Source organism: Dyella sp., assembly GCF_036746095.1.
Classification (GTDB): domain Bacteria; phylum Pseudomonadota; class Gammaproteobacteria; order Xanthomonadales; family Rhodanobacteraceae; genus Dyella_B.
Window position 1 is genome coordinate 1 of record NZ_DAIOEU010000063.1, and the last position, 25,847, is coordinate 25,847.

At 56.6% G+C, this 25,847-nt stretch carries 21 protein-coding genes; 17 read left to right on the forward strand and 4 right to left on the reverse strand.

Features of this window, described 5'->3' with window-relative positions:
- From V7M64_RS18835 to corA, 6 genes are all read left to right on the forward strand, one after another.
- The coding region (locus tag V7M64_RS18835) for a TRAM domain-containing protein (RefSeq protein ID WP_333681279.1) at positions 1 to 653 on the forward strand (653 nt) is incomplete at its 5' end.
- 197 nt (positions 654 to 850) lie between these two features.
- Positions 851 to 1,873: a PhoH family protein gene (locus V7M64_RS18840; protein WP_333681281.1), complete on the forward strand. Its 1,023-nt coding sequence runs from the start codon at positions 851 to 853 to the stop codon at positions 1,871 to 1,873.
- Positions 1,874 to 1,878: 5 nt separating this feature from the next.
- Positions 1,879 to 2,346, forward strand: coding sequence for an rRNA maturation RNase YbeY (gene ybeY, locus V7M64_RS18845; RefSeq protein WP_333681283.1), 468 nt, complete (start codon positions 1,879 to 1,881; stop codon positions 2,344 to 2,346).
- 206 nt (positions 2,347 to 2,552) lie between these two features.
- A complete protein-coding gene (locus V7M64_RS18850; protein ID WP_333681284.1) occupies positions 2,553 to 3,392 on the forward strand; it encodes a transporter associated domain-containing protein in 840 nt (279 codons plus the stop codon).
- Positions 3,393 to 3,727: 335 nt separating this feature from the next.
- The gene (locus V7M64_RS18855; RefSeq protein WP_333681285.1) at positions 3,728 to 4,936 is read left to right on the forward strand and encodes a DUF4105 domain-containing protein; all 1,209 of its coding nucleotides are present in this window, start codon (positions 3,728 to 3,730) and stop codon (positions 4,934 to 4,936) included.
- A 118-nt stretch (positions 4,937 to 5,054) separates the two neighbouring features.
- Positions 5,055 to 6,068 carry a magnesium/cobalt transporter CorA gene (gene corA / locus V7M64_RS18860; RefSeq protein WP_333681286.1) on the forward strand — a complete coding sequence of 338 codons (1,014 nt, stop codon included), beginning with the start codon at positions 5,055 to 5,057 and terminating at the stop codon, positions 6,066 to 6,068.
- Positions 6,069 to 6,154: 86 nt separating this feature from the next.
- Here the strand turns inward: corA and V7M64_RS18865 are convergent, their stop codons facing one another.
- Complete coding sequence (locus V7M64_RS18865) at positions 6,155 to 8,287, reverse strand: S9 family peptidase (protein WP_333681288.1); 2,133 nt, start codon at positions 8,285 to 8,287, stop codon at positions 6,155 to 6,157.
- 234 nt (positions 8,288 to 8,521) lie between these two features.
- Here V7M64_RS18865 and V7M64_RS18870 point away from each other — a divergent pair, with 234 nt between their 5' ends.
- The 7 genes from V7M64_RS18870 to V7M64_RS18900 all read left to right on the forward strand — a co-directional run bounded on the left by V7M64_RS18870 (position 8,522) and on the right by V7M64_RS18900 (position 17,383).
- The gene (locus V7M64_RS18870) at positions 8,522 to 9,880 is read left to right on the forward strand and encodes a hypothetical protein (RefSeq protein WP_333681289.1); all 1,359 of its coding nucleotides are present in this window, start codon (positions 8,522 to 8,524) and stop codon (positions 9,878 to 9,880) included.
- Between the two features lie 98 nt (positions 9,881 to 9,978).
- A complete protein-coding gene (locus tag V7M64_RS18875; RefSeq protein WP_333681290.1) occupies positions 9,979 to 10,413 on the forward strand; it encodes a pilin in 435 nt (144 codons plus the stop codon).
- A 319-nt stretch (positions 10,414 to 10,732) separates the two neighbouring features.
- Entirely contained in the window at positions 10,733 to 11,164 is a 432-nt protein-coding gene (locus V7M64_RS18880; protein ID WP_333681291.1) for a pilin, read from the forward strand.
- A 92-nt stretch (positions 11,165 to 11,256) separates the two neighbouring features.
- Entirely contained in the window at positions 11,257 to 13,245 is a 1,989-nt protein-coding gene (locus V7M64_RS18885; RefSeq protein ID WP_333681292.1) for a tetratricopeptide repeat protein, read from the forward strand.
- A complete protein-coding gene (locus V7M64_RS18890) occupies positions 13,242 to 15,203 on the forward strand; it encodes a hypothetical protein (protein WP_333681293.1) in 1,962 nt (653 codons plus the stop codon). Before V7M64_RS18885 ends, V7M64_RS18890 begins: the two co-directional genes overlap by 4 nt.
- 27 nt (positions 15,204 to 15,230) lie before the next feature.
- Positions 15,231 to 16,361, forward strand: coding sequence for a glycosyltransferase (locus V7M64_RS18895; RefSeq protein ID WP_333681294.1), 1,131 nt, complete (start codon positions 15,231 to 15,233; stop codon positions 16,359 to 16,361).
- Positions 16,358 to 17,383 (forward strand): glycosyltransferase family 2 protein, encoded by a 1,026-nt coding sequence (locus V7M64_RS18900; protein WP_333681296.1) that lies wholly within the window; start codon positions 16,358 to 16,360, stop codon positions 17,381 to 17,383. Before V7M64_RS18895 ends, V7M64_RS18900 begins: the two co-directional genes overlap by 4 nt.
- A 6-nt stretch (positions 17,384 to 17,389) precedes the next feature.
- Here V7M64_RS18900 and V7M64_RS18905 read toward each other — a convergent pair whose 3' ends face one another.
- The 3 genes from V7M64_RS18905 to V7M64_RS18915 all read right to left on the reverse strand — a co-directional run bounded on the left by V7M64_RS18905 (position 17,390) and on the right by V7M64_RS18915 (position 20,773).
- On the reverse strand, positions 17,390 to 18,331 hold the full coding sequence (locus V7M64_RS18905; protein ID WP_333681298.1) for a glycosyltransferase family 2 protein: 942 nt from the start codon (positions 18,329 to 18,331) through the stop codon (positions 17,390 to 17,392).
- 14 nt (positions 18,332 to 18,345) lie between these two features.
- Entirely contained in the window at positions 18,346 to 19,851 is a 1,506-nt protein-coding gene (locus V7M64_RS18910) for an oligosaccharide flippase family protein (protein ID WP_333681300.1), read from the reverse strand.
- 67 nt (positions 19,852 to 19,918) lie between these two features.
- Positions 19,919 to 20,773 (reverse strand): glycosyltransferase family 2 protein, encoded by an 855-nt coding sequence (locus V7M64_RS18915; protein ID WP_333681302.1) that lies wholly within the window; start codon positions 20,771 to 20,773, stop codon positions 19,919 to 19,921.
- A 240-nt stretch (positions 20,774 to 21,013) separates the two neighbouring features.
- Here V7M64_RS18915 and pilB point away from each other — a divergent pair, with 240 nt between their 5' ends.
- The 4 genes from pilB to coaE all read left to right on the forward strand — a co-directional run bounded on the left by pilB (position 21,014) and on the right by coaE (position 25,713).
- Positions 21,014 to 22,741, forward strand: a complete 1,728-nt coding sequence (gene pilB / locus V7M64_RS18920; protein ID WP_333681303.1) for a type IV-A pilus assembly ATPase PilB — start codon at positions 21,014 to 21,016, stop codon at positions 22,739 to 22,741.
- Between the two features lie 142 nt (positions 22,742 to 22,883).
- Entirely contained in the window at positions 22,884 to 24,152 is a 1,269-nt protein-coding gene (locus tag V7M64_RS18925; protein ID WP_333681304.1) for a type II secretion system F family protein, read from the forward strand.
- Between the two features lie 83 nt (positions 24,153 to 24,235).
- Positions 24,236 to 25,096 carry an A24 family peptidase gene (locus V7M64_RS18930; RefSeq protein ID WP_333681305.1) on the forward strand — a complete coding sequence of 287 codons (861 nt, stop codon included), beginning with the start codon at positions 24,236 to 24,238 and terminating at the stop codon, positions 25,094 to 25,096.
- Positions 25,093 to 25,713: a dephospho-CoA kinase gene (gene coaE / locus V7M64_RS18935; protein ID WP_333681307.1), complete on the forward strand. Its 621-nt coding sequence runs from the start codon at positions 25,093 to 25,095 to the stop codon at positions 25,711 to 25,713. Before V7M64_RS18930 ends, coaE begins: the two co-directional genes overlap by 4 nt.
- Positions 25,714 to 25,847: the final 134 nt, after the last annotated feature.

The window sequence follows — 25,847 nt, forward strand, 5'->3', positions numbered from 1 at the left end:
TCGGCCGCATCCGCTTCACCACCTCGCATCCGCTGGAGTTCTCCGACTCGCTGGTGGAGGCCTATGCCAACGTACCGAAGCTGGCGAACTTCCTGCACCTGCCGGTGCAGGCCGGTTCGGATCGCATCCTGGCGGCGATGAAGCGCGGCTACACGGCGCTGGAGTTCAAGCAAAAAATTCGCAAGTTGCGTGCGGTGCGCCCGGATATCTGCATCTCGTCCGACTTCATCGTCGGCTTCCCGGGTGAAACGGATGCGGATTTCGAGAAAACCATGAAGCTGATCGACGACGTCGGCTTCGACCAGAGCTTCTCCTTCATCTTCTCCGCCCGCCCCGGCACACCGGCCGCCAATCTTGCCGACGACACGCCGACTGCGATGAAGAGCGAACGCCTGGCACGCCTGCAAGCGGTGCTCAACGAAAACGCGCGCAAGATCAACGAAGCGATGGTCGGCACGGTGCAGCGCGTGCTGGTGGAAAAGCCCAGCAAGAAAAACGCGAACGAAGTCACCGGCCGCACCGAGAACATGCGCTATGTGAACTTCCCGGGGCCTGCGCGCCTGATCGGCCAGTTCGTGGACGTGGCTATTACCGAAGCCATGACCAATTCGCTGCGTGGGCGTGTTGCCGGTACGGAAAGCGAAGCGGCGTAATATCGCCATCTGCATTAATTCACTGCCGTCATTACCGCGAAAGCGGCAATCCACTTGCTCTTAGGCAACAAGCAAAAATGGATTCCCGCTTTCGCGGGAATGACGGCATAAAAAACCTACGACGTTCCAACGATCACGCGCGTCAATGAGCGCAGAACACGATCCCACCAACGTCCAAAAACCAAGCATCCCTGTCTATGACCAACGGTTTGAACCAACGCGATTTCGCCCTCGATCCGGAAGACAACGCCCGGCTCGCCAACCTGTGCGGCCCGTTCGACGAGCACCTGCGCCAAGTGGAACTGCGTCTTGGGGTAGAAATCGACCATCGCGGCAATCTGTTCCAGGTGATCGGCGATGAACCCGCCGCGCGCGCCGGCGAAAAAGTGCTGCGCGCGCTCTACGCCGCCACCGAAAACGAAGCGCTCACCGGCCCCAAGATCAACCTGCACCTGGCTGACTCCGGCATCGAATCGATCGTGGAAGAAGCGGCCGAAAGCGCGCAGGAGGTCACCATCAAGGTGAAGCGCGGCGTGATCAAGGGCCGCGGCCCGAACCAGGCACGCTACCTGCATGCGATCAGCACCCACGACATCAATTTCGGCGTCGGCCCTGCTGGTACCGGCAAGACATATCTCGCCGTAGCCTGTGCAGTAGAAGCATTGGAAGCCAACCGCGTGCAGCGCATCCTGCTCGTGCGCCCGGCGGTGGAAGCCGGTGAAAAACTCGGCTTCCTGCCCGGCGATCTCTCGCAAAAAGTAGACCCCTACCTGCGCCCGCTGTACGACGCGCTGTACGAAATGCTCGGCTTCGAAAAAGTGGCCAAGCTGATCGAGCGCAACGTGATCGAGATCGCACCGCTTGCGTATATGCGTGGCCGCACGCTCAACGATTCCTACGTGATTCTCGACGAAGCGCAGAACACTACCGTCGAACAGATGAAGATGTTCCTCACCCGCATCGGTTTCGGTTCCGTCGCCGTGATCACCGGCGACGTCAGCCAGATCGATCTGCCCCGCCACGTGCGCTCCGGCTTGCGCCACGCCGTGGAAGTGCTGCGCGGCGTGGATGGCATCAGCTTTACGTTCTTCACCTCGCGCGACGTAGTGCGCCATCCGCTGGTGGCGAAGATCGTGCGGGCGTACGAGGCGTTCGAGGAAGTCGAGAAGGACGAACAGGGAGCGGGGAACGCGAACAGCAAACCCGGGCGCGGGAGCTGATCGGCATGCGCGAGCCGCTGGCCATCGTGCACCTCAGCTATGGCATACCCCGCGCAGGCGTGCCCTCGCCTGCCAGCTTCCGCCGCTGGACGGAGGCGGCCCTGGCCGGTGCGCGCCGGCGACGGGCGGCGGAGCTATCGATCCGCATCGTCGGCACGCGGGAAGGCCGCGCGCTCAACCGCACCTATCGTGGCAAGGACTACGCCACCAACGTGCTGTCCTTTCCCACGGACCTGCCGCCAGGCGTACGCCTGCCTTTGCTCGGCGATATCGCCATCTGCGCCCCCGTCGTCCGCCGCGAGGCTGCCGAACAGGACAAGCCCATAACCCACCATTGGGCGCACCTTACCGTGCACGGTGTGCTGCACCTGCTCGGCTACGACCATATCGAGGAAGCCGAAGCGGAAAAGATGGAAGCCCTGGAAACGCGCGTCCTCAAAGGCTTGGGCATCCCCAACCCCTACCAGCCTTAACGTCACCCCGGCGAACGCCGGGGCCCAGTGACTTACGCTCTGTGCGAACACCACCGCTTAGCTTGATAGCCACCAAGCTCGCCCCCAGGCCGGCATCCCGCCCCGTGACTTCCGCGCTGCAGTCCACCTCCCCTAAGCTCTGAATTGTCACGGTTTTTCCGCTAGACTCATTTTCCCGCCCCACTTGGGCTGTTTTTTCAAGAGTAATGAACGAGGACCCTGGCAGTACCAGCGGCCCCGTCCCCCGAAAATGGTGGGATCGACTGGGCCATCTGTTTTCCGGCGAACCGCGCAACCGCGAAGAACTGATCGACGAGTTGCGGACCGCCCAGGCCAACGGCCTGCTGAGCGCCGACACCCTTCCCATGCTGGAAGGCGCGCTGCGAGTCACCGAGCTCAACGTCGACGACGTGATGGTGCCCCGCGTCCAGATCGTGATGATCGACGTGGACTCCCCGCTCCCCGACATCCTTGCCGCCGTGGTGGAATCCGGCCACTCCCGCTTCCCCGTGCACGGCGAAGACAAGGACGACATCCTCGGCATCCTGCTGGCCAAGGACCTGCTCAAGACCTTCGGCAACGGCCACGACTTCGACCTGCGCACCATCCTGCGCCCGGCCGTGCTGATCCCCGAATCCATGCGCCTGAACGTGCTGCTGGCCGAATTCCGCCGCAGCCGCAACCACATGGCGCTGGTGGTGGACGAATACGGCGGCGTCGCCGGACTGGTCACCATCGAGGACGTGCTGGAAGAAATCGTCGGCGAAATCGACGACGAACACGACGACGAGGAAGAACCCAACCTCGTGCGCGCCCAGGCCGAAGGCGAATGGATCGTCGACGCCCTCACCCCCATCGCCGACTTCAACGAAGAAGTGAGCGCCGCCTTCTCCGACGAGGAATTCGACACCGTTGGCGGCATGGTCACCGCCGAATTCGGCCACCTTCCGGAGGCGGGCGAACAGATCGACATCGGCAGCTTCGAATTCCGGGTGACCCAGGCGGATGATCGACGCGTGCAGCAATTCCGCGTCGTGCGGCGGTAATCCCACCTTATTGCTTGGAACAAATCCCCTCTCCTCGCCTGGGAGAGGGCTGGGGTGAGGAGCACCTTCGCAAGAGAACCCCTACCCCCTCACGTCATTCCGGCGAAAGCCGGAATCCAGTACAAACATGCTGTGCGAAGCACTCGATATACATGCTTTCGAGTGCTTCGCACGACGCATTTAACTGGATTCCGGCTTTCGCCGGAATGACGATGGGCTAAAGCTCAAACTTCGAGACGAGCCATAGCAAACGGCGGTGCAAGCGATCATCACCAACCACACCAGTCACCCACATCCGCTACCCTAACCCGTCCCCAAAATCATCACCCAACCGCATGACCAAGGCCGGCCGCATCCTCCTCATCGCCCTCACCCTCCTGTGCAGCGCGATCCTCCCCGCCTACGCCGGCGTCGCCGACACCCCCGGCGAAAACCTGGAAGTCTCCCTCATCACCTATGGCCCAGGCGACATCTACTGGGAACGCTTCGGCCACGACGCCATCGAACTGCGCGACACCGCCAGCGGTGAAGAAGTCGACTTCAACTACGGCGTCTTCAACTTCGATGAGAAAAATTTCTTCTTCAACTTCGCCCGCGGCCAGATGCACTACCTGATCGACGCCGAAACCACCGCCGACGAAGAAGCCTTCTACGCCCAAGCCGGCCGCTCCGTCACCAAACAAAAACTCGCACTCACCCCACAACAAGCCGCCGCCCTGCGCGACTTCCTGTTCTGGAACCTGCGCCCCGAAAACGCCACCTACAACTACGACTACTACATCGACAACTGCACCACCCGCGTACGCGATGCGCTCGACCGCGCGCTGGGCGGCGTCATCAAGGCACGCCTCACAAAACTCCCCGGCGGCATGACCTACCGGCAGCAAACCGTGCGCCTGATGAGCGCACAACCATGGTTGATGCTGATTCTCGATCTCGGCCTGGGCCCTTACGCTGACCACCCACTCGACGCATGGCACGAAAGCTTCCTGCCGGAAGAACTGCAAAAGAACATTCGCAACATCACGGTTGCGGATGGCCAGGGCGGCACACAACCGCTCGTACAAAGCGAAACCCTGCTGTCTCCCAACCGCCTCAGCACGCCGCCGACTACACCACCCGACCTGCGTATTCCGCTAGGCATAGCCGGCCTGATCATCGCTGCGTTGATTGTCGCTACATGGCGATACGCCCGCACCGCCTATGCTCTGCTCGGCAGCCTGTACCTGCTACTCGCCGGCCTCGTCGGCCTCGTCATGCTGATGCTATGGACCCTCACCAGCCATCATTCAGCCTGGGCCAACGCCAACCTCTTACTCTTCAATCCGCTCGCATTCATGTTGATGCGTTCGGTATGGCGTAAGCGCAGAAACATTGCTCCATCTCGTTTCGCCAATGGCGCGCTCATGCTGCAGTTGCTCGCGCTACTCATCGCCCTGCTGCTGCATCTGCTACCTGGCGTCGTCCAACAGAACCTGCCTTGGATATTGTTCGCGCTCCCCTGCTGGCTCACCCTCGCCTGGAGCCTACGTAAAACACTATAAAGCCGTCATTCCCGCGAAAGCGGGAATCCATCTTGATCTTGCATTGCGACGGATGCGCACCTCGACTCATGCATTTGCCTCATTGTCAGCCGCATCAACACGCTGGATGATCGAAATCATGTCTATTCAAGATGCATCCGCTACAACTCCGGCCGCCAACCCCATGGTGGTCAACTGCGTCGCCTACCGAAACGACGGCACACGCCTGCGCGACATCAGCATCGATGACATCAGCGAAGTCCTCAAAGACCCAGAGACCTTCGTCTGGGTGGGCCTGCACGAACCCGACAGCCCCCTACTGCTGAAACTGCAAGAAGAATTCGACCTCCACGACCTGGCCATCGAAGACGCCCAGCAAGCCCATCAACGCACCAAGATCGAAACCTACGGCGACTCACTGTTCATCGTCGTACAAACCGCCCAACTCATCAGCAGCCGCATCGCCTTCGGCGAAACCCACATCTTCCTCGGCAAGCGCTATCTCATCACCGTCCGGCATGGCGCATCGCTTTCCTACAAACCCGCCCGCCACGCCTGCGAGAAAACCCCGGAGCTGCTGGCACTCGGCCCCAGCTACGGCCTGTACGCCGTGCTCGACTTCATCGTCGACAACCTGCTCCCCATCGTGCGCGACTTCCGCGAAGAACTGCAGGAACTGGAACAAGACATCTTCGCCGACACCCTCAATCGCAACACCGTCCGCCGCCTCTACGACATGCAGCGCGACCTGATGACCCTGCGCCTGGCCGCCGCCCCCATGCAAGACGTCATCAGCCAACTCACCCGCCTCCACCCCGGCTTCATCCCCGACGACCTGCGCGCCTATTTCCGCGACGTCTACGACCACGTGTTCCGAGTCAACGAATCCATCAGCGCAATGCGCGAGATGCTTGCTGCGGCGATCAACGTCAATCTATCTCTGGTCACGTTCGGCCAGAACGAGGTCATGAAAAAACTCGCCGGCTGGGCCGCGATGCTCGCCGCACCGACGCTAATAACAAGCTGGTACGGTATGAACTTCACGCATATGCCGGAGCTCAGCCAGCCATGGGCTTACCCAGCAGCCATGGGCTTGGTGGCTTGTGTCGTGGGTACCATTTATCTTTGGCTCAAACGTGCAAGGTGGCTGTAAACGCAGCACATACCTCGATCCATTTTTTGCTTTCGAGATCCATTTATCTTTCCCTCTCCCAGATGGGAGAGGGAAATAGGACCGAGCTATGGCTTATTGGACTCCGCATCTTGCGCCGTCCACTTCTTCAGCCACGCGTTGACTGTCTCATGCCACTGCACGCTATTCTGCGGTTTCAGCACCCAATGATTTTCATCTGGAAATGTGAGGAATTCACTCGGGATGCCCTGACGCTGAAGTGCGGTAAAGGCGCCCAGACCTTGAGTAATGGGAATCCGGAAGTCATTGCCGGAGTGGACCACCAGCGTGGGCACGCGCCAATCCTTGACGTGATTGATGGGATTGAATTTCTCGTAGTTCTGAGGCACATCGAATTGTGCACCGCCGTTTTCACGTTCTTCGAACCACAGTTCTTCGGTGGCGTAGTACATCATGCGCACATCAAACACACCGTCGTGATCGACCAGGCACTTCCACGGCTTGTTCCACACGCCGGCAATCCAGTAGGTCATGTAGCCGCCGTAGCTGGCGCCCAGTGCGCAGGCACGGTCGCCGTCCAGGAAGTGATATTTGCCCAGCGCGGTTTGCCAGCCGAGCTTGAGGTCTTCCAGCGGCTTGCCGCCCCAATCACCGGAGATGGAATCAGTGAACGCGTGGCCATAACCCGTGGAGCCATGGAAGTTGATGGTGACCACGGCGAAGCCCTGGCCCGCGTAGGTCTGCGGGTTCCAGCGATAGCTCCAGTCGTCGTTCATGGCACCTTGCGGACCGCCGTGGATGATGAAGGCAACTGGGTATTTGTGGCCGGCCTTGTAATCAACCGGCTTCACCACGTAGCCCTGCACAATTTCGTTGTTCCAGCCTTTGAAGGTGAAGAATTCCGTATCGCCCATCTTGGCGTTCTTTAAGCGCTCGTTGTTGAAGTGCGTGACCTGCTTGAGGTCCTCGCCTTCGAGGTTGACGGTGTAGAGGTCGGATGGATGCTTGAGGTCGTCCCGCGCCAGCAGGATGCGCTTCCCGACGACTGTATAACCGCTCACAGCGCCGCTGCCTACCAGCTTCTCTACCTTGCCGCTGGCTGCGTCTACGGCAAAGAGCGGGTGCTGACCTTCGTCGTCTGCGGTGACGAACAGGGTTTTGCCGTCGGCGCTGATCTGCATGCCACCGGCGGAGCGATCCCAGGAAGGATCGACTTCATGCGTTGCGCCGGTGACAAGGTCCAGCGCCATGATGCCGAAGCGGTCAGCTTCGAAACCGGGCGTTTTCATGGCGAGGTAGTAGAGCGTTTTGCCATCGGGCGAAGGCACGGGATAGGCATCCCAGGCCTTGTTGACATCGGTAAGGTTCTGCGGCGTGGCGCTGGCATCTGCCGGGACCTTGTAGACATCGAAGTTGGTAGACCATGCCTCGCTGTTGCCGGCGATACGTGCGCTGAAGTACACCGTGTTGCTGTCGGGCGAGAAGGCGAATTCGCTATCGTCACCGAAGGGCTTGCTGGGTACGTCACCATCGATGCCGCGGCTCAGCAAGGTCGGCTCCGCCGGCAGGTTACCGTCCGCACCGAAGTGGGCGACGTAGAGCTGACTGCGGCGACCATCCGCCCACGTATCCCAGTGGCGTACGAACAGCTTTTGGTAGACCGTGCCGGTGGACTTGTCTTTGGCCCGGCCATCCAGGTGTTCCTTGGTGCATGCCAGGTCGTTGCAATCGGCGAAGACGGCGTAGGAGAGCAGCACGCTCTTGCCGTCCGGCGAGAGTTTGTAGGCGTCGATGTCAAGCTGCCCATGGCTGACTTGCACTGGTGCCGAGGCGTTTACCAGCTCAAGACCATGCTTGCCAACCGAAAAATCCAGGCGCCACAGCTGCGCTATGTCGTTAGCCTGAGCGACGTAATAAAGACTGTGGCCATCCGGTGACCAGCGCGGGGACGAGCCCTTGGTTGCCACTTTGGTCGGCTTGTAGCCGGACTGGGTAAGGTCTTGCACGTAGATGGCATTGATGCCCTTGTTACCGGCGTAATCGGTGCTGCGAAGGCTGTAGGCGGCGTACCGACTGTCAGGAGATAACTGCGGATCGCTAACACGGTCCATCATCACCAAGTCGTTGATGCTGAACGGGTGCGGCGAATGATTGTCAATAAGCGTGCCGCCTGACGACGTGCTCGTGGCCATCGACATGGCAGGCAGAGCCAAGAACATCGCTGCAAACAAAGCTTTCATGCTTACTCCCTTATCAGATTCTCGGATACTTATTCGCCGTCGCACATCAACAGCGTATTGGCTCTCATTGCCGATGGCCCACTTCTACGATAATTTTGCGTGGCTTAAACCAGGGGCAAGCGCGTAATGTTCTCTGACACCACATCGTGCGGCAAGTGCGCTATCGTCCCGCGTACGGCCATGATCATGCTGATAGTGCTCAGCGCCATCCTGGCCAGGTGAACCGACGCCATCATGGAAGCATCAAAAAACCTGAAAGCACCATCGCTCCAGATAACCGCACAACACATGGCTCGATACTGGAGATGGGCTCTTCTTTTCATTGCTTTGCTCGCATTTTTCCTGCGAGCTTATTTTGCTTTCAGTGCCGTGGTGGATCATCCCATTCGAGGTGACGCCATACAGTACGTGACCGCGGCCTGGAATATGGTCCATCGACATGCATTCTCGATCACTCCACCAGACAACCCCGCCGTCGTGGGTGACAGTTACAGGGATCCCGGCTATCCGTGTTTTCTGGCAGGCTGGCTTTTGCTTTTTGGCCATGTCGGGGAAAAATGGTATTCGGCCATATTGGCAGCACAAGCATTGCTTGGCGCTGTCACGATTCCGTTGCTGCTTTCCGCACTGCGCCACCATCTACCGGAGCGGTGGCTCTTAGGCGGAGGATTGTTTATGGCCGTGTGGCCACACAGCGTAACGGTCTGCAGTTACCTGTTAAGCGAAACCCTGTTCGCCTTCCTGTGTTCGTTATCGCTTTTCTTGCTGAGCTTTACCCTGAACCGAAAGGGATATCTATGGCCCATCTTGTGCGGCCTTGGTTTCGGCACAGCGGCATTGACGAACGCCATGCTCATCCCTTTTGCACTCTTACTTGCGGCGGGACTATATGGTCTGCGATATCTGGATCGAAAATCTGCTCTGGCATTGGCAGCAGCAGGGCTGTTGCTGCCCGCTACGTGGCAGGTTCGCAATATGCAGCTTCCCGCATCCAACGAAACCTCTGGAGGAAGGGCTCTGATCAATTTTGTACAAGGATCATGGCCGGAATACCACTCGAGTTGGCGCGCTTATGTCGGGGGAAATCAGCTAGCCAAGCGCATGCAAGAGCAGATCCTGGAGGAGGCCAACTTGCTCCGTGAGCAACCCGCTTCCGGTGCAAAAGCCATATTGACGCGTTTCCAGCAAGCGCCTGCGCACTACTTCTTCTGGTACTTAAGCAAGCCGATGCAGCTATGGGGATGGGACATCCAAATAGGACAGGGTGATATCTATATCTATCCAACGCTGCACTCACCCTTTAGCTATAACTTGTTTTTACGGGCTGTGGCAGCGCTATGCCATGCCGCCAATCCCCTTTTGATGCTGTTCGCGGCATGGGGCTGCCTAACATCGCTGCTGCGCAAGACGAGCACCGGAGGAATGGCGGCAGCACTGGCGCTTATGGCTCTTTATTCAACTCTGATCTACTCGGTACTACAAGCCGAGCCTCGTTACGCCATTCCATTCAGGGGTGTGGAAATTGCACTGGCAACTATTGCAATGTGGCAAATCTGTGCTTGGGTGAAGCGCCATCGCCGCCCTGTCGCCTGACAATCCACAATTAGCGAAATCGATCACAGATACAGCAATCGTTGCTTTTGCTGGTATGGGCTGTGCTTTGTGTTCCGCATCTACACAGGGGGAAAGCCATGAGCCAGTCGGCAGTCGAACGAGGTTTTACGCTTATTGAGTTGATGATTGTGGTTGCGATCATTGCCATTCTTGCGGCTATCGCTGTGCCTGCATATCAAAATTACCTTATCAGAGCCCAGGTATCGGAAGGCATTAATTTGGCCTCCGGGGCCAAGGCCGCCGTCTGGGACTACGTGGCCAATACCGGAACCTACCCTCCGAGCAACCTCTCCGCCGGCTTGGCGTCTTCAGCTTCCATTGCTGGCACCTACGTGTCCGGCGTAAACGTGTCTGGCGGGGTGATACAGGTCAGCTACAACCGGCCTCGAACCAATACAGCCATTCAGAGCGGCACACTACTACTTTCCCCAACCCTTGGAACAGGCAGCATCCAGTGGACATGCAAATCCACCAGCTTGAGCAGCATGTATTTGCCTAGCTCATGCCGTTAATGACTGGCCGCATCGACAAATTTCGTCAACATTGGACGCAATGCGTCAGCCATCAAGTAATTGACAATAAGATATGCACCAGTACTCGTGACACTTGGTACGCACCTCGTGACAAGTCGACGTGACCGCCTCCACAATCTGACACGCAAGGCCGAGCAACACCCTGGAACAAGCATTTAATGGCATATAAGCTGCTTGAACGTTCGCGAGTCTCTGGTCGCAACCTGACCGATACATGGGGTACCGGTCCCGCCTAGGGGGATTCGGGGCTAGGGCTCAAGAAACAAAACGGTTAGCTGACCACACTAGAGGATCCACCATGAAGAAAATCCAGAAAGGCTTCACCCTGATCGAATTGATGATCGTGGTCGCGATCATCGCGATCCTGGCGGCCATTGCTATCCCGGCCTACCAGAACTACCTGATTCGCGCGCAGGTTTCCGAAGGCGCCGTGCTGGCCGATGGCCTGAAGACTCCTATGGCCGAGTACTATGCCAACACGGGCAAGTTCCCCGGCCAGAACATTTCGGCCGGTATTGCTACCGCTGCCAGCGTCTCTGGCAAGTATGTCGCCAGCACCGACGTCTCCACGAACGGGCAGATTTCGGCACTCTTCAACAGCACCACGTCCAACGCTGCTATCCATGGCAAGCATTTTATTCTGTCAGCAGTCCCCAGCAATGGCTCGATCGCTTGGACCTGCACGAAGAGTGACGTCGACCCGAAGTACTTGCCGTCCTCCTGCCACTAATCTGATTTTTTGACCGATTTGCTATCGATTGGTAATTGGATATGTCAACAAAGGGCCGCAATGCGGCCCTTTGTTTTTTTAAGGGCTCCATCTTGAATCAGTCGCTCAAGAACTCCGTCACCATTGCTCTGCTTGCCGGCCTGATGCTCCTTTTTTGCGTCATTTGCTACTGGCCGGGACTTCGCGGCGGCTTTCTGTTCGATGACTTCGGAAATCTGGACGCTCTGGGAGCACTGGGCTCGGTACATGACTGGGCCTCCTTCTGCCGCTACATCACCTCAGGACATGCGGATCCTACGGGACGTCCGCTGGCCTTACTCACCTTTCTGTTTGATGCCCAGGATTGGCCAGCTGCCCCCCTTCCTTTCAAGCGGACCAACCTGCTCATCCATTTGCTCAACGGCATGCTGCTTTGGAGATTGCTATCCACGTTGGGCCAACTGGCACGCCAGGATAAAAACCGAGCCCGCAAAGCCGCCTTGGCCGGCACTGCGCTATGGATGCTGCACCCATTGTTCGTGTCGACGACTCTCTATATCGTGCAACGGGAGGCCATGCTGGCCGCTACGTGCACACTGGCTGGCCTATTGGCATGGCTGCATGGACGACAGATTTGGCTTCGAAGCGGTCGTAAGTTTGAGGGCATTGCTTGGTGCCTTGTCGGCGTAGTCGGATTTACCTCCCTTGGCACTTTGGCTAAAGCCAATGGGGTATTGCTGCCATTGTTAGCGCTTGCCATTGAAGCCTGCTTTCCAGCAGCACCTTCTTCCGACAATCTCGGGACGCTACCTGCCTATCGTAGGCTGCTCCTGTTCATCGCGGGTGTGCCAAGCGGTTTACTTGTGGGCTACCTGCTTTGGACAGGTGCGCGCGGGATCATCGCGGGCAATGTGATTAGCGGAAGAAGCTGGACACTTGCGCAGCGACTTCTTTCTGAGCCGCGTGTATTGATGGATTATTTACGGTTGCTTTGGTTACCACGACCTTTGTCTAGTGGCTTGTTCAATGATCAGTATGTAGCCTCGACCTCGCTGCTTCATCCTCCATCCACACTGCTTGCGCTGGTAGCGCTACTGTCATTGCTAAGTGCTGCATGGCTACTCCGCCGACGACATCCAGCACTCACTCTAGCCATAACCTTTTTCTTTGCCGGTCAGTTGCTGGAATCCACCAGCATTCCTTTAGAACTTTACTACGAACATCGCAACTATCTGCCCGCATTATTGATGTTCTGGCCGCTGGCTTGGTGGCTAGCGGATAACCGAATCCTTGCAGGCATAAAGCTTGTCTTGTTGATCAGCTTGCCACTGGGCCTGGCCTGGATGACTTATCTCCGAGCTACCGAATGGGGGCAGCCTGATGCTCAAGCCTTGCTTTGGGCTCGCATCAGCCCGCAGTCTCCGCGTGCTCAAGCCTATGCCGCCAGCATCGAGATCAGCAAAGGCTTTTACCTGCCCGCGATCAGGCGGCTGGAGCGCACGATCGCCAACCATCCTGACGATCCGCAACTCGCATTTACGCTTGTTGATGCCTATTGTGCTATCGGCACCGTACCCACACAGGTAATTGCGCACGCCGCATCTTCCGTGCATAACTCCGTATTGCGCGGAAGCTTGTATGCCACCTGGCTGGATCAAGCTCTTGACTTGGCGAAATCGGGTAAATGTCGCGGACTTGGCCTTGAGGACGTGCAACGCATGGCCGATCTAGGCTTAGCCAACCCCGCCTTGCAGGCACCTGGCACCCGACAGGATTTTGCCTTTGTTCGCGCGCAGGCAGAGCTGGCTCAAGGACAAGCCTCACTTGCACTCAACGAATTCAAACACGCACTCGATATCCAGGTACGGCCCGAGCTTGCCTTGAGAGCCGCCGCAGCCTTGGGTTCCAGCGGTTACCCGCAGCTGGGACTGAACATGCTCGACTACTACTTGAGCGTCTCTAGCAAGGCTGTAGTGGCTGATCCGGGCATGCCCCATCTTCACGCTTGGGTGCTCGCCCGCCAGAATTACTGGCCGAAAGAGCTTACGCGCCTACGCAACCAATTGCTTGCTGACGCAATGACGCGGCATGCTAGCCCTTGATTATCACCTTCAAGCTGATGCCATTCATGCGTCGATACCTTGCTACGGCAGCAATTATTCTTATATGTGCTATCACTGCAGGCCTCTATTGGCGTGGCCTGCATGGTGGCTTTCTCTTCGATGACTATCCCAACATCGTCGATAACAAAGGCGTGCAGCCCGCCGACGCGACGCTTGGTTCGTTGGTCCGAGCCTCGCTATCTTCACCCTCCAGTGACCTCAAACGTCCAATTTCGTCGTTGAGCTTTGCACTCAACTATCTAGCGACTGGCCTTGATCCATTCTGGATGAAGCTCACCAATCTAGCCATTCACCTTGTGAATGGTCTATTGCTGTTTTGGCTGACATCCATGTTGTTGAGATTGCCCACGTTACGTGTAAGTCAACAACGAGCAACTGTGCTGTCGCTATGTGTGACTTTTGCGTGGCTGGTACTTCCAATCAACCTTACCGCAGTGCTCTATGTTGTGCAGCGCATGGAGAGCTTGGCCAATGCTTTCGTACTGCTTGGTCTTATCGGCTATGTCGGCGGGCGACGACTTGATAATGGATGGCACGGGTTTGCCCTCAGTGCCGCGAGCCTCATTGCATGCGCCGGGATGGGTGTGCTTGCCAAAGAAACAGCTATCATGCTTCCGCTGTATGCCTTGCTAATTGAGTGGATTTTATTCGGATTTCGCACTCCACATTTTTTAAATGATGGATCTACGAAGAGTTCGCTTGATCGTCGTATCGCAGTGCTATTCTTGGCAGTATTGGTTCTGCCCATGACACTGGGACTTGCCTGGCTGGCTCCCAGTTTTCTCAACCCCGCAGCTTGGGTTACACGTAACTTCACACTTGGCACTCGCCTCCTGAGTGAAGCTCGTATTCTGGTTGATTATATTTTTTGGACATATACACCTACACCTCATGCGCTTTCGTTTTACCACGATGATTTTGAGGTTTCGCATGGTTTGCTGACCCCGTGGACCACTCTTCCCTGCCTTCTCATCTTACTGGCACTCAGTGCAGCGGCGATCACCTTACGTCGCCATTACCCACTTCCAGCGCTAGGCATTTGCTTCTATCTAAGCTGCCACCTCCTGACAGGCACCGTCCTGCCGCTTGAGCTGGTATACGAACATCGCAATTATTTCGCCAGCTACGGCTTGCTGCTTGCTCTGTTTCCTTTCCTGGTTCCAGAGTCCAATGCGGGCATGCCCCTGGCTCGTCGAACCATGCTTATCGGCTTGACGCTACTTTGGTGTGGCATGACGTGGACCACTGCCGTCGCGTGGGGAAGTCCCCTACGGCTATCTGAGGAACTGGCTGCACGAGCCCCAAACTCGCCGCGCGCGCAATACGAGCTTGGACGTACCTACATTATCTATTCGCGTTACGATCGAAATTCGCCATTCACGCAAAAGGCGTATGCACCACTGGAACGCGCAGCCAGATTGCGTTACTCATCCATCCTGCCCGAACAAGCACTCATTTTCATGAACGCTCGAATGCATCTACCTCTCAAGGAGGCATGGTGGGATAGCATGATTGACAAACTTCGCAATCATAAAAGCACGGTGCAAGATGAAAGCGCGCTAGGCGCATTGATTAACTGCGCTTGCGACAAGGATTGCGATCTCCCGACTGACAGGATGCGTGAAGCCATTGCGGCTGCGCTAAGCCATCCAAACCCCAATGGCCGCCTGCTCTCTGAAGCTGGTGACTATGCATTGAACGCACTACATGACGAATCCTCCGCTCTTGGCTACTTCAAACGGGCCACCATTGCCGCTCCCAACGAGCCAGTCTACAAAATCACGCTCGTCAAACTGTTGATAGTTACCGGGCAGTTTCAGGAAGCCCGCGACGAACTCTCACGCATTACACCCCAACAAAAGCTGATGCTGTCGCCTGGCACATACGAGCATCTCAGCACATGCCTTGCACCTGAACATTCATCCACCTGTTCGTAAGTCAATAGCATCAACTAACCCAGCACCATGCAGATACAGGAGCTCGCAGCTCGCAACCTCGCAAACCCTCCTTTACGGGTCGTGCATATCGTCGCTTACCGCGATATCTTCTTCCCACGCAACCAAGGCACCGTCCGCGCACTTGAGCAAATGCCTGACGTGACGTTATTGATTGCTCACAATAGGAGCGCCGGCTGGCGCCGCTACTTTGAAGCATGGCACTCGCTGCGTAAACTACAACGTGACGTGCCTGCTGACGTATATGTGTTCGGGTTTCGATCCCATGAGATTTTCTGGCTGTTCCTACCATACTTAGCAAGGAAGCCGATCGTGTTTGATGCGCTGATGTCACCTTATGGAGCAGTTCATCAGGAAGGCAAGCTTGGGTGGCAGGGGCGCCTGTTCGCCCCTTTAGTTTTCTGGCTTGAGCGCAGCATTTTACGCCACGCCGATCTTATACTCACCGACACACCTGCTCACATCGAGTACTACCAAAAGACATTCGGATTGCCTATCGAAAAATTCTGTGCAGTGCCAGTCAGCGCGCCAGAGCTAGAGCAAGTCCAGCAAAATCTCTCCATACCGACGGAAACGTTTAATGTGTTGTTCTTTGGCTCGTTTTTGCCATTGCATGGTGTCAACGTCATTGTGCGCGCAGCCGCTCAGCTTCGAGATCTTCCTATACGCTTCGACTTTGTAGGAGGTTCCAGCGAACAGTTGAACGCAATGTGTAAAGAGCAGAGAGTCACCCAATATACACATCGCCCATGGGTTCCCTTTAATGAACTTTTGAGCCGTGACATTCCTGCCGCCAGCATTTGCCTGGGCGGACCTTTCGGAGGCACCAAACAAGCTCTGCGAGTCATCACCACAAAGACCGCTCAGTGCCTCGCCGCTAGCCGGGCCACCATTGTCGGGCGGACTGAGTCCGACATCGGTTTCATCGACAAACACAATTGCCTGCTGGTTGAACAGAACAATTCCAATGCGCTTGCAGATGCTATTCGTTGGTCCTTCGAACATCGCGCCTTGCTCGGGGATATCGGTGCGAATGGCCGAAAGCTCTACGATGCAAGACTGTCTACACGAGTCGCGGCCGAGCGACTGGCGCCGCGCCTTAAGCAGCTCGTTGCAAGGCATTCCGGTACTTTCCCATGAATGCAATCGGTCGCTCTATAGATATCAGCGTGTGCATTGCCAACTACAATGGCGGCGAATATGTACTGGATTGCTTGGAATCAGTTTATTCACAACATGGCGATTTTTCTTTAGAAGTCATCGTACATGACGATGCCTCAACGGATGAATCGTCCTCCAGAATAAAAAGCGCCTTTCCCGACGTAAAGCTCCTAAACAGCAGCAAAAATGTTGGGTTTTGCATTAGCAACAACCGTATGGTGGAGGTCGCGGCTGGGCGATTTGTCCTGCTCTTGAATAATGATGCGATATTGCGCCCGGGAAGTCTGGAAGCAATGTTTGTATATGCCAATGCAGGACATGACATGGACGTTCTCGGTCTACCGCAATACACGCTGATTGATGGCAGCCTGGTGGACTGCGGCTATCGCGCCGATCTTTTTTTGAACCCTATTCCTATTTTTTCCGCCGAAACACACGAAGCAGGTGTAGCGACGGGCGCGTGCCTTTGGATACCAAGGAAAGTGTGGAATGAAGTGGGTGGATTCCCCCCCTGGTTCGGCTCTATCGCAGAGGACATTTTCCTTTGCTTCGCGGCTCGCCTACTGGGATACAGGATTACGATACTCGCGACCCCCGGCTTCGATCATTGGATTGGCCGTAATCTTGGTGGCGGAAAGATTGTAGACAGAAAACTTAATACGACGGTACGTCGCCGAGCACTTAGCGAACGCAATAAAACTTTTGTGCTGCTGATGTGCTATCCCGCCCTTCTTGCCCTTGCTATATTGCCGTTACATGCGCTGCTTCTTCTCCTCGAAGCGCTATTCCTTTTGCTGACGGGGAGCGGACTGGCGAAAGTGGAAAAAATCTATGGCGGCCTTCCCACCGCGATATGGCGTTATCGAGCGGATGTACTTCAATGGCGGCGGCAATTGATGGATAAACGACGCACTCACTGGCGCGCATTCTTTTCACAGAGTACATGGTTTCCGCAGAAACTTGTTCTTCTACTCCGCCACGGCAAACCTACGCTCAAATAGTCATAATCAATGACGTAACGCCCCCATGCGTCCGCACATACCATGCCACAATCCCTTCAATGTCATTTTTGTCGCTTCGAGCCTTTGATCGCCGAAGACGATTTGGCTATATGCCGCTCCAAAAGTGAACCATGCATGCCGAAGCTTCCATCGCCTGGAAATATAAGGAAGACGACATAGTCCGAAGAAATTTCGAACCTGATAATAAACTCGTGTTGGATTGTAAGCACTCATATTACGCCAGGACAAAAACCACACACGAAGTTGGCGCTCGCCCAAGCGTTGGTACATTCTTGCGCGTTTCGTTCCATATATGGCAAAGCCCTTTGCCTTGGCACGCAGGCACCACTCTATATCCACTTTGTCTATGAAGAACTCCTCCCGCATGAGACCTACCTCATCTAAAACTGGTAAAGGGACAAGCGTACCTGAAGTTATCAATGTAAGTGCCTCCACCTCTGGCTGCTCAGCGCCCGGCCGACTGTGTCCGTAAAAAAATTTATGCGGGATATCGACCTGAAACGGAAAGACAGTGCCCGTGTGAATATCAGTGAATATAGGACCGATAGCGGCAGCTGTTACACTTCGCTGCGAGACCTGCTGATAACTCTGAAGCAATCCGTCCACCATATCTTCCGCAGGCAGACTGTCCTGATCACTTAGGAGCACGAAGTCCGCTTTTTGGGTACGCGCCCACTCAATACCAACGTTCAGACCTTTGGCGACCCCGAAATTTTCACGCAATCTGATCAGGGTAATACGTTCAGGCGGTAGCTTGTGCAGTAACTGTTCGACGATCGTGTTGGACGGAAGACTATTGTCGACAATGACAATATTCGTCACCTGGGGCAAAAGTGCCAGCAGTAGCTCCGTCAGCGCCTCCGGATCAGGCTGAAATGTCACTACTACCGCGCAGACTGTAGGGTCTTGGCGTATGGATACTGTCATGATTGCCTAGCTGATCAGAGATGCCGGGGATTAAAATGGCTGAGCAGTGCTGATCGCAGCATTGGGGAAAACGCCAGCGAAATTGCCACCGCGCCTACGCCACTAACACATATACCGAGAATCAACATGGGTAACGATGCTTCTGCCAAGGCGGATTTACCAAAGAAGTAAAGAAACGCCATCCCAACTGATAAAGCGGAAACTACGGGAATACTTACATCCTTGAGCACCCAACGCCATGCGTAATGCTTAAGGTAATACCTGTGAGTTAACCATGCCCCTACTACTACGTAGAAGATATGAAGGATTAACCACGCCGCGGCAGTCCCAATTTCAGCGTAACGTAAAGTAAACGCAATAATGAGCGGCATATATATAACCAGCAATAAGCTATTGATTAGTAGCGGAAGCCTGGCGTTACCGTACGCCAACTGCAACGCATATGGCATAAACATAACCCCATGAAGCGCAGACCCTATAATTAATAGCGTAAGAACAGGGGCAACTTGCGCTGCTAAATCCGCATCATGCGTCCACACTCTCACCAATGGCTGTGCATATAACGCTACAACCATAGCAACGGGAAAGACGAGCGTAGCAAGCAGACGAGTGGAAAGCCGATACAGATTAAGAAGCCGCACATCTTCTCCGGCAGCAACGAGCGCCGAAAATCTTGGGGATAAAACATTGTAAGTCGGCATAACCAAGAGATACAGCCCTCCAGCCAGCAGACTTGCTAGTGCGTAGCGACCGTAAATATTTAGTGGCACTAATTTGCTAAGCGCCAGCTTATCAGCCTGCATCAGCATAGCCCCAGTCATTGTGTGGGTGCCCAGCCCCACCGAAAAACGCCAAATGCGTTTTAGCTCCGAAATTTCAAATCGGGAATTGCCTTTATATCCTATAACATTCCATGCATGTCGTCGCATCAAGGTCGTATAGATAAGACTTACGACTGCCTGCCATAGAAAAAAAACATTAATGGTAGGAGAGACCCAACGAAGCAATGCGACGCTACCCAGCGCGCCTATAGCCACCATAGTTATATTGGCCTTGCTCAACAAAATTAATCGTTGAGCGCCGAGCAGGGTACCGCTGTATAGCGTTAGTGGCCAGCGTGAAGCTGCCAGAATGCCCATGATCATTACAGCGTGCGCGACATCGATAGGCGACAGATGATTCGTTCGCAGCCAAGAATGGGCTATCCAGTTCGCGCCAATCAAAAACAACAGGCCTACGCCAACAGCCACAACCACGTAAATGCGTTCCAACGTAGCCAACAGCGAGGCAGCGCTTCTCGTATCCCCCAACTCGACTTGCCTCGCAACCTCTCGACTTATAGTGGGAGCGAGCCCCAAATCCAGCATCGCGAGCAAAGTCATCAGCGTAGTAAAGAACCCAATCAGACCGTACGCTTCTGTGCCCAGGAAGTGCAAATAGAACGGCGTAGCCAATACGTTGATCAGGGCACTCGCGCCTGAGTTACCAAGTGCGGCTATCAGGTTCCAGCCAAGTCGCATTGTTAAATCCCATGCCCGAGGCTTTGATGTATCAAGCGGAATCGATAAATATCCGACCCGATTATCATCAGCCGTCCCGTCGATAGGTCAGCGCAGTAATCTGCTCGGATACCAGACCAATCAAAAAAACGATAACGGCAGCGCTCCACATTAACGTACTCATATTGGTAAGACGACCATAATGACTATATGTCCAAGCGTAGTTAGCGCAGCCTAATAAGAAAAAAAAGGCACTCGCTGGCATAAACAGCTTCATTGGCGAGTACAAGGTAGCGATCTTGAAAATGATTAAAAGAAATCGAATGCCATCACGGAGTGGTTTGATGTGGCTTTTCCCCACTCTTTGCGCGGCCTTGATTGGTACATATGCCACTGGATATGCACTTCGAAAGAAAGCCATGGTGCTCGTCGTGGGATAGGAAAATCCATTAGGCAATAGATATAAAAATTCTTTAAAGCGGCCAGCACGTACCGCACGAAAACCCGACGTGAGGTCCAACACCGACTGCCCAGTCATACGCGTGGCAAGCCAATTATAGAAAGTGTTAGCAACCCCCCTTCCCATTCCCGCCTGGCTACCCCAATCACGTGCACCCACAGCCATATCATGGCCTTGCTCAAGCTTATCTAGCAGCCGAGTTACGTCTGTCGGGTCGTGTTGCCCATCTGCGTCCATAAAAACTAGGATCTCTCCCTTTGCAGCTCGAGCTCCACGCTTTATGGCGGCACCGTTTCCCATGGAGTAAGGCGCGCTCAGACATTGAACATCGTGTTTTTCACAGATGGCTCGAGTATCGTCGGTTGACCCATCGTCCACCACGATGATTTCGGCCAAGGGTTGCGCCGCTCGAAGTCGCGGCAGCAAGTCAATGAGCGCAGCCGCCTCGTTCTTGGCCGGAAGGATGATGCTGAGAGTGTTCAAACGGTTGCTTCCCCAGGTGTCCGTGAATCATAGCGTGGAAAATGAACTGACACTGCCAAGTGCCTCCCACGCCGCATGTTTTTGGCAATCAAGATATACGAGCATCCACCCATTGCCCATTACTTCACTGGCACTGCGACAGGGAGGGAATCCGATAGCAAAAAGGGCGGCAGTTGATAGCCTGCCATCCAAATGTGCGCTAAATTCGAGCCCAATCAGAGGATTTAGGTAGGTCTTATCATGTCATCGCAGCCGCAGCCCACTGCACTTGGCCTATCCGGACTGGCCCGTCGACTCGTTTCTGAGGGCCTGCTCCCTGAAGCTGACGTCCGCAAAGCGGTCACCGACTCAAGTCAACAAAAGAAAACCCTGACCGGTTGGCTATTGGACCAAGGGCTGGTAGATAACCACCGCTTGACACAGATTGCCTCCGCGGAGTTCGGCATGCCGATCTTCGACGTCTCGGCGCTTGCCCCAGCCAGCATGCCGACATCCCTGATCAGCCAGGAGCTGATGACCAAGCATCAGGCTTTGCCCCTGATGAAGCGCGGCAAGCGCCTCTTCGTAGGCATTGCCGACCCCATGCAGCTCCATGCCCTGGATGAGATTAAATTCCATTCCAATTGCATGGTTGAACCCGTCCTGGTTGAACGGGCACAGCTTAGCCGCGCCATCGATACGGCAGTCAGCACGCTCAACAACGTGACACCGGATTTGGGCGGGAGCGACCTCGACGACCTGGCGCTGGAGTCGGTGGACGAAGACGGGGAGTCCAGCAGTGGCGGGATCGACGCTACCGGTGGGGACGACGCCCCCGTAGTGAAGTTCGTTAACAAGATCCTGGTGGATGCCATTCGCCGTGGCGCTTCGGATATCCACTTCGAACCGTATGAGAACCAATATCGAGTACGGCTGCGTATGGATGGCATGCTGCGCGCCGTGGCCAGTCCACCGCAGAAGCTGGCAAATCGCATCTCTTCGCGCCTGAAGGTCATGGCCGGCCTGGACATTGCTGAGCGCCGCGTGCCGCAAGACGGTCGTATCAAGCTCAACCTGTCCAAGAGCCACGCCATGGATTTCCGCGTCAGCACCCTGCCGACCCTGTTCGGCGAGAAGATCGTGCTGCGTATCCTGGACAGTTCCTCGGCCAAGCTGGGTATCGACAAGCTGGGTTACGAGGATGCGCAGAAAAAGCTCTACCTGGACGCCATCCACAAGCCCTACGGGATGGTGCTGGTCACCGGCCCTACCGGTTCGGGTAAGACGGTTTCGCTCTACACCGCGCTGAATATTCTCAACACGGCCGAACGCAACATCTCCACCGTGGAAGACCCGGTGGAAATTCGCGTGGAAGGCATCAACCAGGTGCAGCAGAACGTCAAGCGCGGCATGACCTTTGCCGCGGCGCTACGTTCCTTCCTGCGCCAGGACCCGGACGTGATCATGGTCGGCGAAATCCGCGACCTGGAGACGGCGGAAATCGCCATCAAGGCCGCCCAGACCGGCCATATGGTGCTCTCTACCCTGCATACGAACGATGCGCCGCAGACCATCTCCCGCCTGATGAACATGGGCATCCCGCCCTACAGCATTACTTCCTCGGTCACACTGGTGATCGCACAGCGTCTGGCACGACGCCTGCATAGCTGTAAGAAGCGGATTGAGCTGCCTCCACCGGCCCTGTTGGCGGCCGGCTATACCCAGCAGGAGGTCGACGAGGGCATCGAGCTTTACGATGCTGTGGGTTGCCCGGATTGCAACGAGGGCTACAAGGGGCGCGTGGGCATCTATCAGGTGATGCCGATGGTGGAGGAGATTCAAAAGATCGTGCTGGAAGGTGGCAATGCCCTGCAGATTGCCGAGGTAGCGCAAAGGATAGGCATCAACGACCTGCGCAAGTCGGCATTGTTGAAGGCGAAAGCGGGCGTAACCAGCCTCGCGGAAATCGATCGCGTGACCAAGGATTGATCCAGTATCGCGACCGGTTTCATACCAGACTTGCGCGGGGGGCCACGAAATGGGTTACCAAAGTGACGTAAGCTGGTGATTATCTTGCCTGCCCGCCGCCAGGTGCGCCGGTGCGGATCTGATTATTGGGGGATTAGACACAATGGCCACGGTTACCGCCGCCACCAAAAACACCCGGCAGCAGGGCGCACAGCGCTCGCAGGTCTCGCAGATGCCCACTTACGAGTGGGTGGCGCTGGACAAGCGCGGCAAGCGCATGAAGGGTTCGATGCCGGCGAAGAATGCTTCGTTGGTGAAAGCCGAGCTGCGCCGGCAGGGCATGAATCCGCAAACCGTGAAAGAGCGCGCCAAGCCGCTATTTGGCGGCTCAGGCAGTGCGGTAAAGCCACGAGACGTCGCTATCTTCAGCCGCCAGATTGCCACCATGATGGCATCCGGCGTCCCGATGGTGCAGTCCTTCGACATCATTGCGGATGGCCAGAAGAACCCGCGGTTCAAAACCATGCTGACGGATGTCAAGCAGAGCATCGAGGGTGGTTCCACCCTCAATGAGGCGCTCGGTCAATACCCGGTACAGTTCGACGAGCTTTACCGCAACCTGGTACGCGCCGGTGAAGCGGCCGGCGTGCTCGATACGATTCTCGACACGGTAGCTACCTACAAGGAAAAAACCGAGGCGATCAAGGGCAAGATCAAGAAGGCGTTGTTCTATCCCATCATGGTGATGGTGGTGGCGGTCGCTGTGATCATGATCATGTTGCTGTTCGTCGTGCCGGTTTTTGCCAAGACCTTTAAAGACGCCGGCGCAGAGCTGCCGGCACCCACCCAGCTGCTTGTGACGATGTCGGCCTTCATGCAGGACTACTGGTACATCGTGATCTTCGGCACTGTCGGCGGCGTCGTGGCGTTGATCATGGCCAAGAAGCGCTCGGTGAAATTCGCCCATTTCCTCGACCGCTTGTCGCTGAAGCTTCCGGTCATGGGAAATATTCTTCGCCAGTCGGCCATTGCGCGCTTCGCTCGTACCCTGGGCGTGACATTCCGTGCGGGTGTGCCGCTGGTGGAAGCCATGGACGCGGTAGCCGGAGCCACCGGCAGCGTTGTCTACTCGGAAGCTGTCCATCAAATGCGCGATGACATCGCAGTGGGTCACCAGTTGCAGCTCTCCATGCGCCAGACTGGCCTCTTTCCGAACATGGTGGTGCAGATGGTCGCCATTGGTGAGGAGTCCGGCGCGTTGGATTCCATGCTGTTCAAGTGCGCGGAATTCTACGAAGAGGAAGTCAGCAACGCGGTCGATTCGCTTGCCTCCTTGCTCGAGCCGCTGATGATGGTGATCCTGGGTACGGTGGTGGGCGGCATCGTCATTGCGCTCTACCTCCCCATCTTCAAACTCGCCGGCACGTTCTAACCCGCCTCAACATCATCCCACGCGCCACATCATTGTCGCCAAGCGGCGATAATGTGGCGCGTTTTCATACCTACGGTTCCTGCATGCCCGATTTGCCGCTGACAGTCTGGATCGCTATCGCCGGCGTGCTGGGCCTGCTCGTGGGCAGCTTTCTCAATGTGGTGATTCTGCGCCTGCCGGCTCGGCTGGATGCTTCCTGGCGGCGGGAAGCCCATGAGGTTCTGGGCCTGGAACTCTCAGAGGAGGAGCCCCTCCCACCAGGCATCGTGCGCGAGGGTTCGCACTGCCCGCACTGCAAGCATCCATTGGCCGCGCACGACAACATTCCGGTGCTGGGCTGGGTGCTGCTCCGCGGTCGTTGCCGTTACTGCCAGGCGCCAATCTCCATCCAATATCCGTTGGTCGAACTGCTGACCGGCATCCTAAGCGCCATCATCGTCTGGAAATTCGGCCCGACCTGGACCGGCCTCGCGGGGCTATTCCTCACCTGGGCATTGGTGGCGCTCTCCGGCATCGATTTCCGCACGCAACTGCTGCCGGACCAGATCACCCTGCCCTTGCTCTGGGCCGGCCTGTTGCTGAGCCTGACCCAGATGTTCGTGGCCCCGCCCGCCGCCATCCTCGGTGCCGCCATTGGCTACCTCAGTCTGTGGAGTGTGTACTGGCTGTTCAAGCTGCTCACCGGCAAGGAGGGCATGGGGTTTGGGGATTTCAAACTGCTCGCCGCGCTCGGCGCCTGGATGGGGCCGATGTCGCTGCTGCCGACCATTCTCCTTTCGTCCCTCATCGGTGCACTGGTCGGCGGCACCTTGATCGCCTTGCGCAAGCACGGGCGGGAGGTGCCGATGCCGTTCGGGCCATTTATCGCCATGGCGGGCTGGGTGTGGTTTGTGGCGGGTGAGCAGTTGTGGCACGCGTACATGAGCTTCAGCGGGATGCGATGAGCCAGGGCAAGCCGTTTACGGTGGCCCTGACCGGTGGCATCGCCGCCGGCAAGAGTGCGGTGGAGCAATGCTTCAAGGCGCACGGCGTGCATGTGTATGACGCCGATCAGGCCTCGCGGGTGGTGGTGCAGCCGGGCAGCGATGGGCTGCAGGCGATCGTGGATGCATTCGGTATTGAGGCGCTGGATTCGCATGGCCGTCTGGACCGGCCGCGGATGCGCAGGCGCGTGTTTGCCGATCCTTCGGCACGCAAGACGCTGGAAGCCATCGTGCATCCGCGCGTGCGGCAGTGGATGCTGGAGCAGGTGCAGGCGGATGAAGGTCCCTATGTGATGCTGGCCATTCCGTTGCTGGCCGAGAACATCGGGCACTACCGCTGGGTGGATCGCATCGTGGTGGTGGATCTGCCGGAAGCCGTTCAACGGCAGCGCCTGATGCTGCGCGATGGCATGGATGAGGATCTGGCCGTGCGCATTCTGGCCAGCCAGGCGTCCCGTACTGCCCGCCTGGCGTTGGCGGATGACGTAATTGATAACAGTGGGCCGGAAGCTGCGCTGGGACCGCAAGTTGCGGCGCTGCATCAGCGCTATTTGGCGTTGGCTGCGGCTCGCCCCTAGGCTCATCGCGACGTTGCTCGTGACGGCTAGCGCCTGGCGACTGCGAAAATTCAAAAATCACTGGCTCCCGGCTTTCGCCCACTGCTGTCCGGGAAAAATTTGCGCGTTGCACGCAAAGCGTTGCAAGACCTGGT

Bases quoted from the DNA above. Each gene is read 5' to 3' on its own strand.
- V7M64_RS18930 (WP_333681305.1), top strand. From the start codon at position 24,236: ATGCCCGATTTGCCGCTGACAGTCTGGATCGCTATCGCCGGCGTGCTG.
- V7M64_RS18850 (WP_333681284.1), top strand. From the start codon at position 2,553: ATGAACGAGGACCCTGGCAGTACCAGCGGCCCCGTCCCCCGAAAATGG.
- V7M64_RS18865 (WP_333681288.1), bottom strand. From the start codon at position 8,287: ATGAAAGCTTTGTTTGCAGCGATGTTCTTGGCTCTGCCTGCCATGTCG.
- V7M64_RS18925 (WP_333681304.1), top strand. From the start codon at position 22,884: ATGGCCACGGTTACCGCCGCCACCAAAAACACCCGGCAGCAGGGCGCA.
- V7M64_RS18895 (WP_333681294.1), top strand. From the start codon at position 15,231: ATGCAGATACAGGAGCTCGCAGCTCGCAACCTCGCAAACCCTCCTTTA.
- V7M64_RS18900 (WP_333681296.1), top strand. From the start codon at position 16,358: ATGAATGCAATCGGTCGCTCTATAGATATCAGCGTGTGCATTGCCAAC.
- V7M64_RS18880 (WP_333681291.1), top strand. From the start codon at position 10,733: ATGAAGAAAATCCAGAAAGGCTTCACCCTGATCGAATTGATGATCGTG.
- V7M64_RS18910 (WP_333681300.1), bottom strand. From the start codon at position 19,851: ATGCGACTTGGCTGGAACCTGATAGCCGCACTTGGTAACTCAGGCGCG.
- corA (WP_333681286.1), top strand. From the start codon at position 5,055: ATGTCTATTCAAGATGCATCCGCTACAACTCCGGCCGCCAACCCCATG.
- V7M64_RS18855 (WP_333681285.1), top strand. From the start codon at position 3,728: ATGACCAAGGCCGGCCGCATCCTCCTCATCGCCCTCACCCTCCTGTGC.
- V7M64_RS18870 (WP_333681289.1), top strand. From the start codon at position 8,522: ATGGAAGCATCAAAAAACCTGAAAGCACCATCGCTCCAGATAACCGCA.
- pilB (WP_333681303.1), top strand. From the start codon at position 21,014: ATGTCATCGCAGCCGCAGCCCACTGCACTTGGCCTATCCGGACTGGCC.
- V7M64_RS18840 (WP_333681281.1), top strand. From the start codon at position 851: ATGACCAACGGTTTGAACCAACGCGATTTCGCCCTCGATCCGGAAGAC.
- coaE (WP_333681307.1), top strand. From the start codon at position 25,093: ATGAGCCAGGGCAAGCCGTTTACGGTGGCCCTGACCGGTGGCATCGCC.
- V7M64_RS18875 (WP_333681290.1), top strand. From the start codon at position 9,979: ATGAGCCAGTCGGCAGTCGAACGAGGTTTTACGCTTATTGAGTTGATG.
- ybeY (WP_333681283.1), top strand. From the start codon at position 1,879: ATGCGCGAGCCGCTGGCCATCGTGCACCTCAGCTATGGCATACCCCGC.
- V7M64_RS18905 (WP_333681298.1), bottom strand. From the start codon at position 18,331: ATGACAGTATCCATACGCCAAGACCCTACAGTCTGCGCGGTAGTAGTG.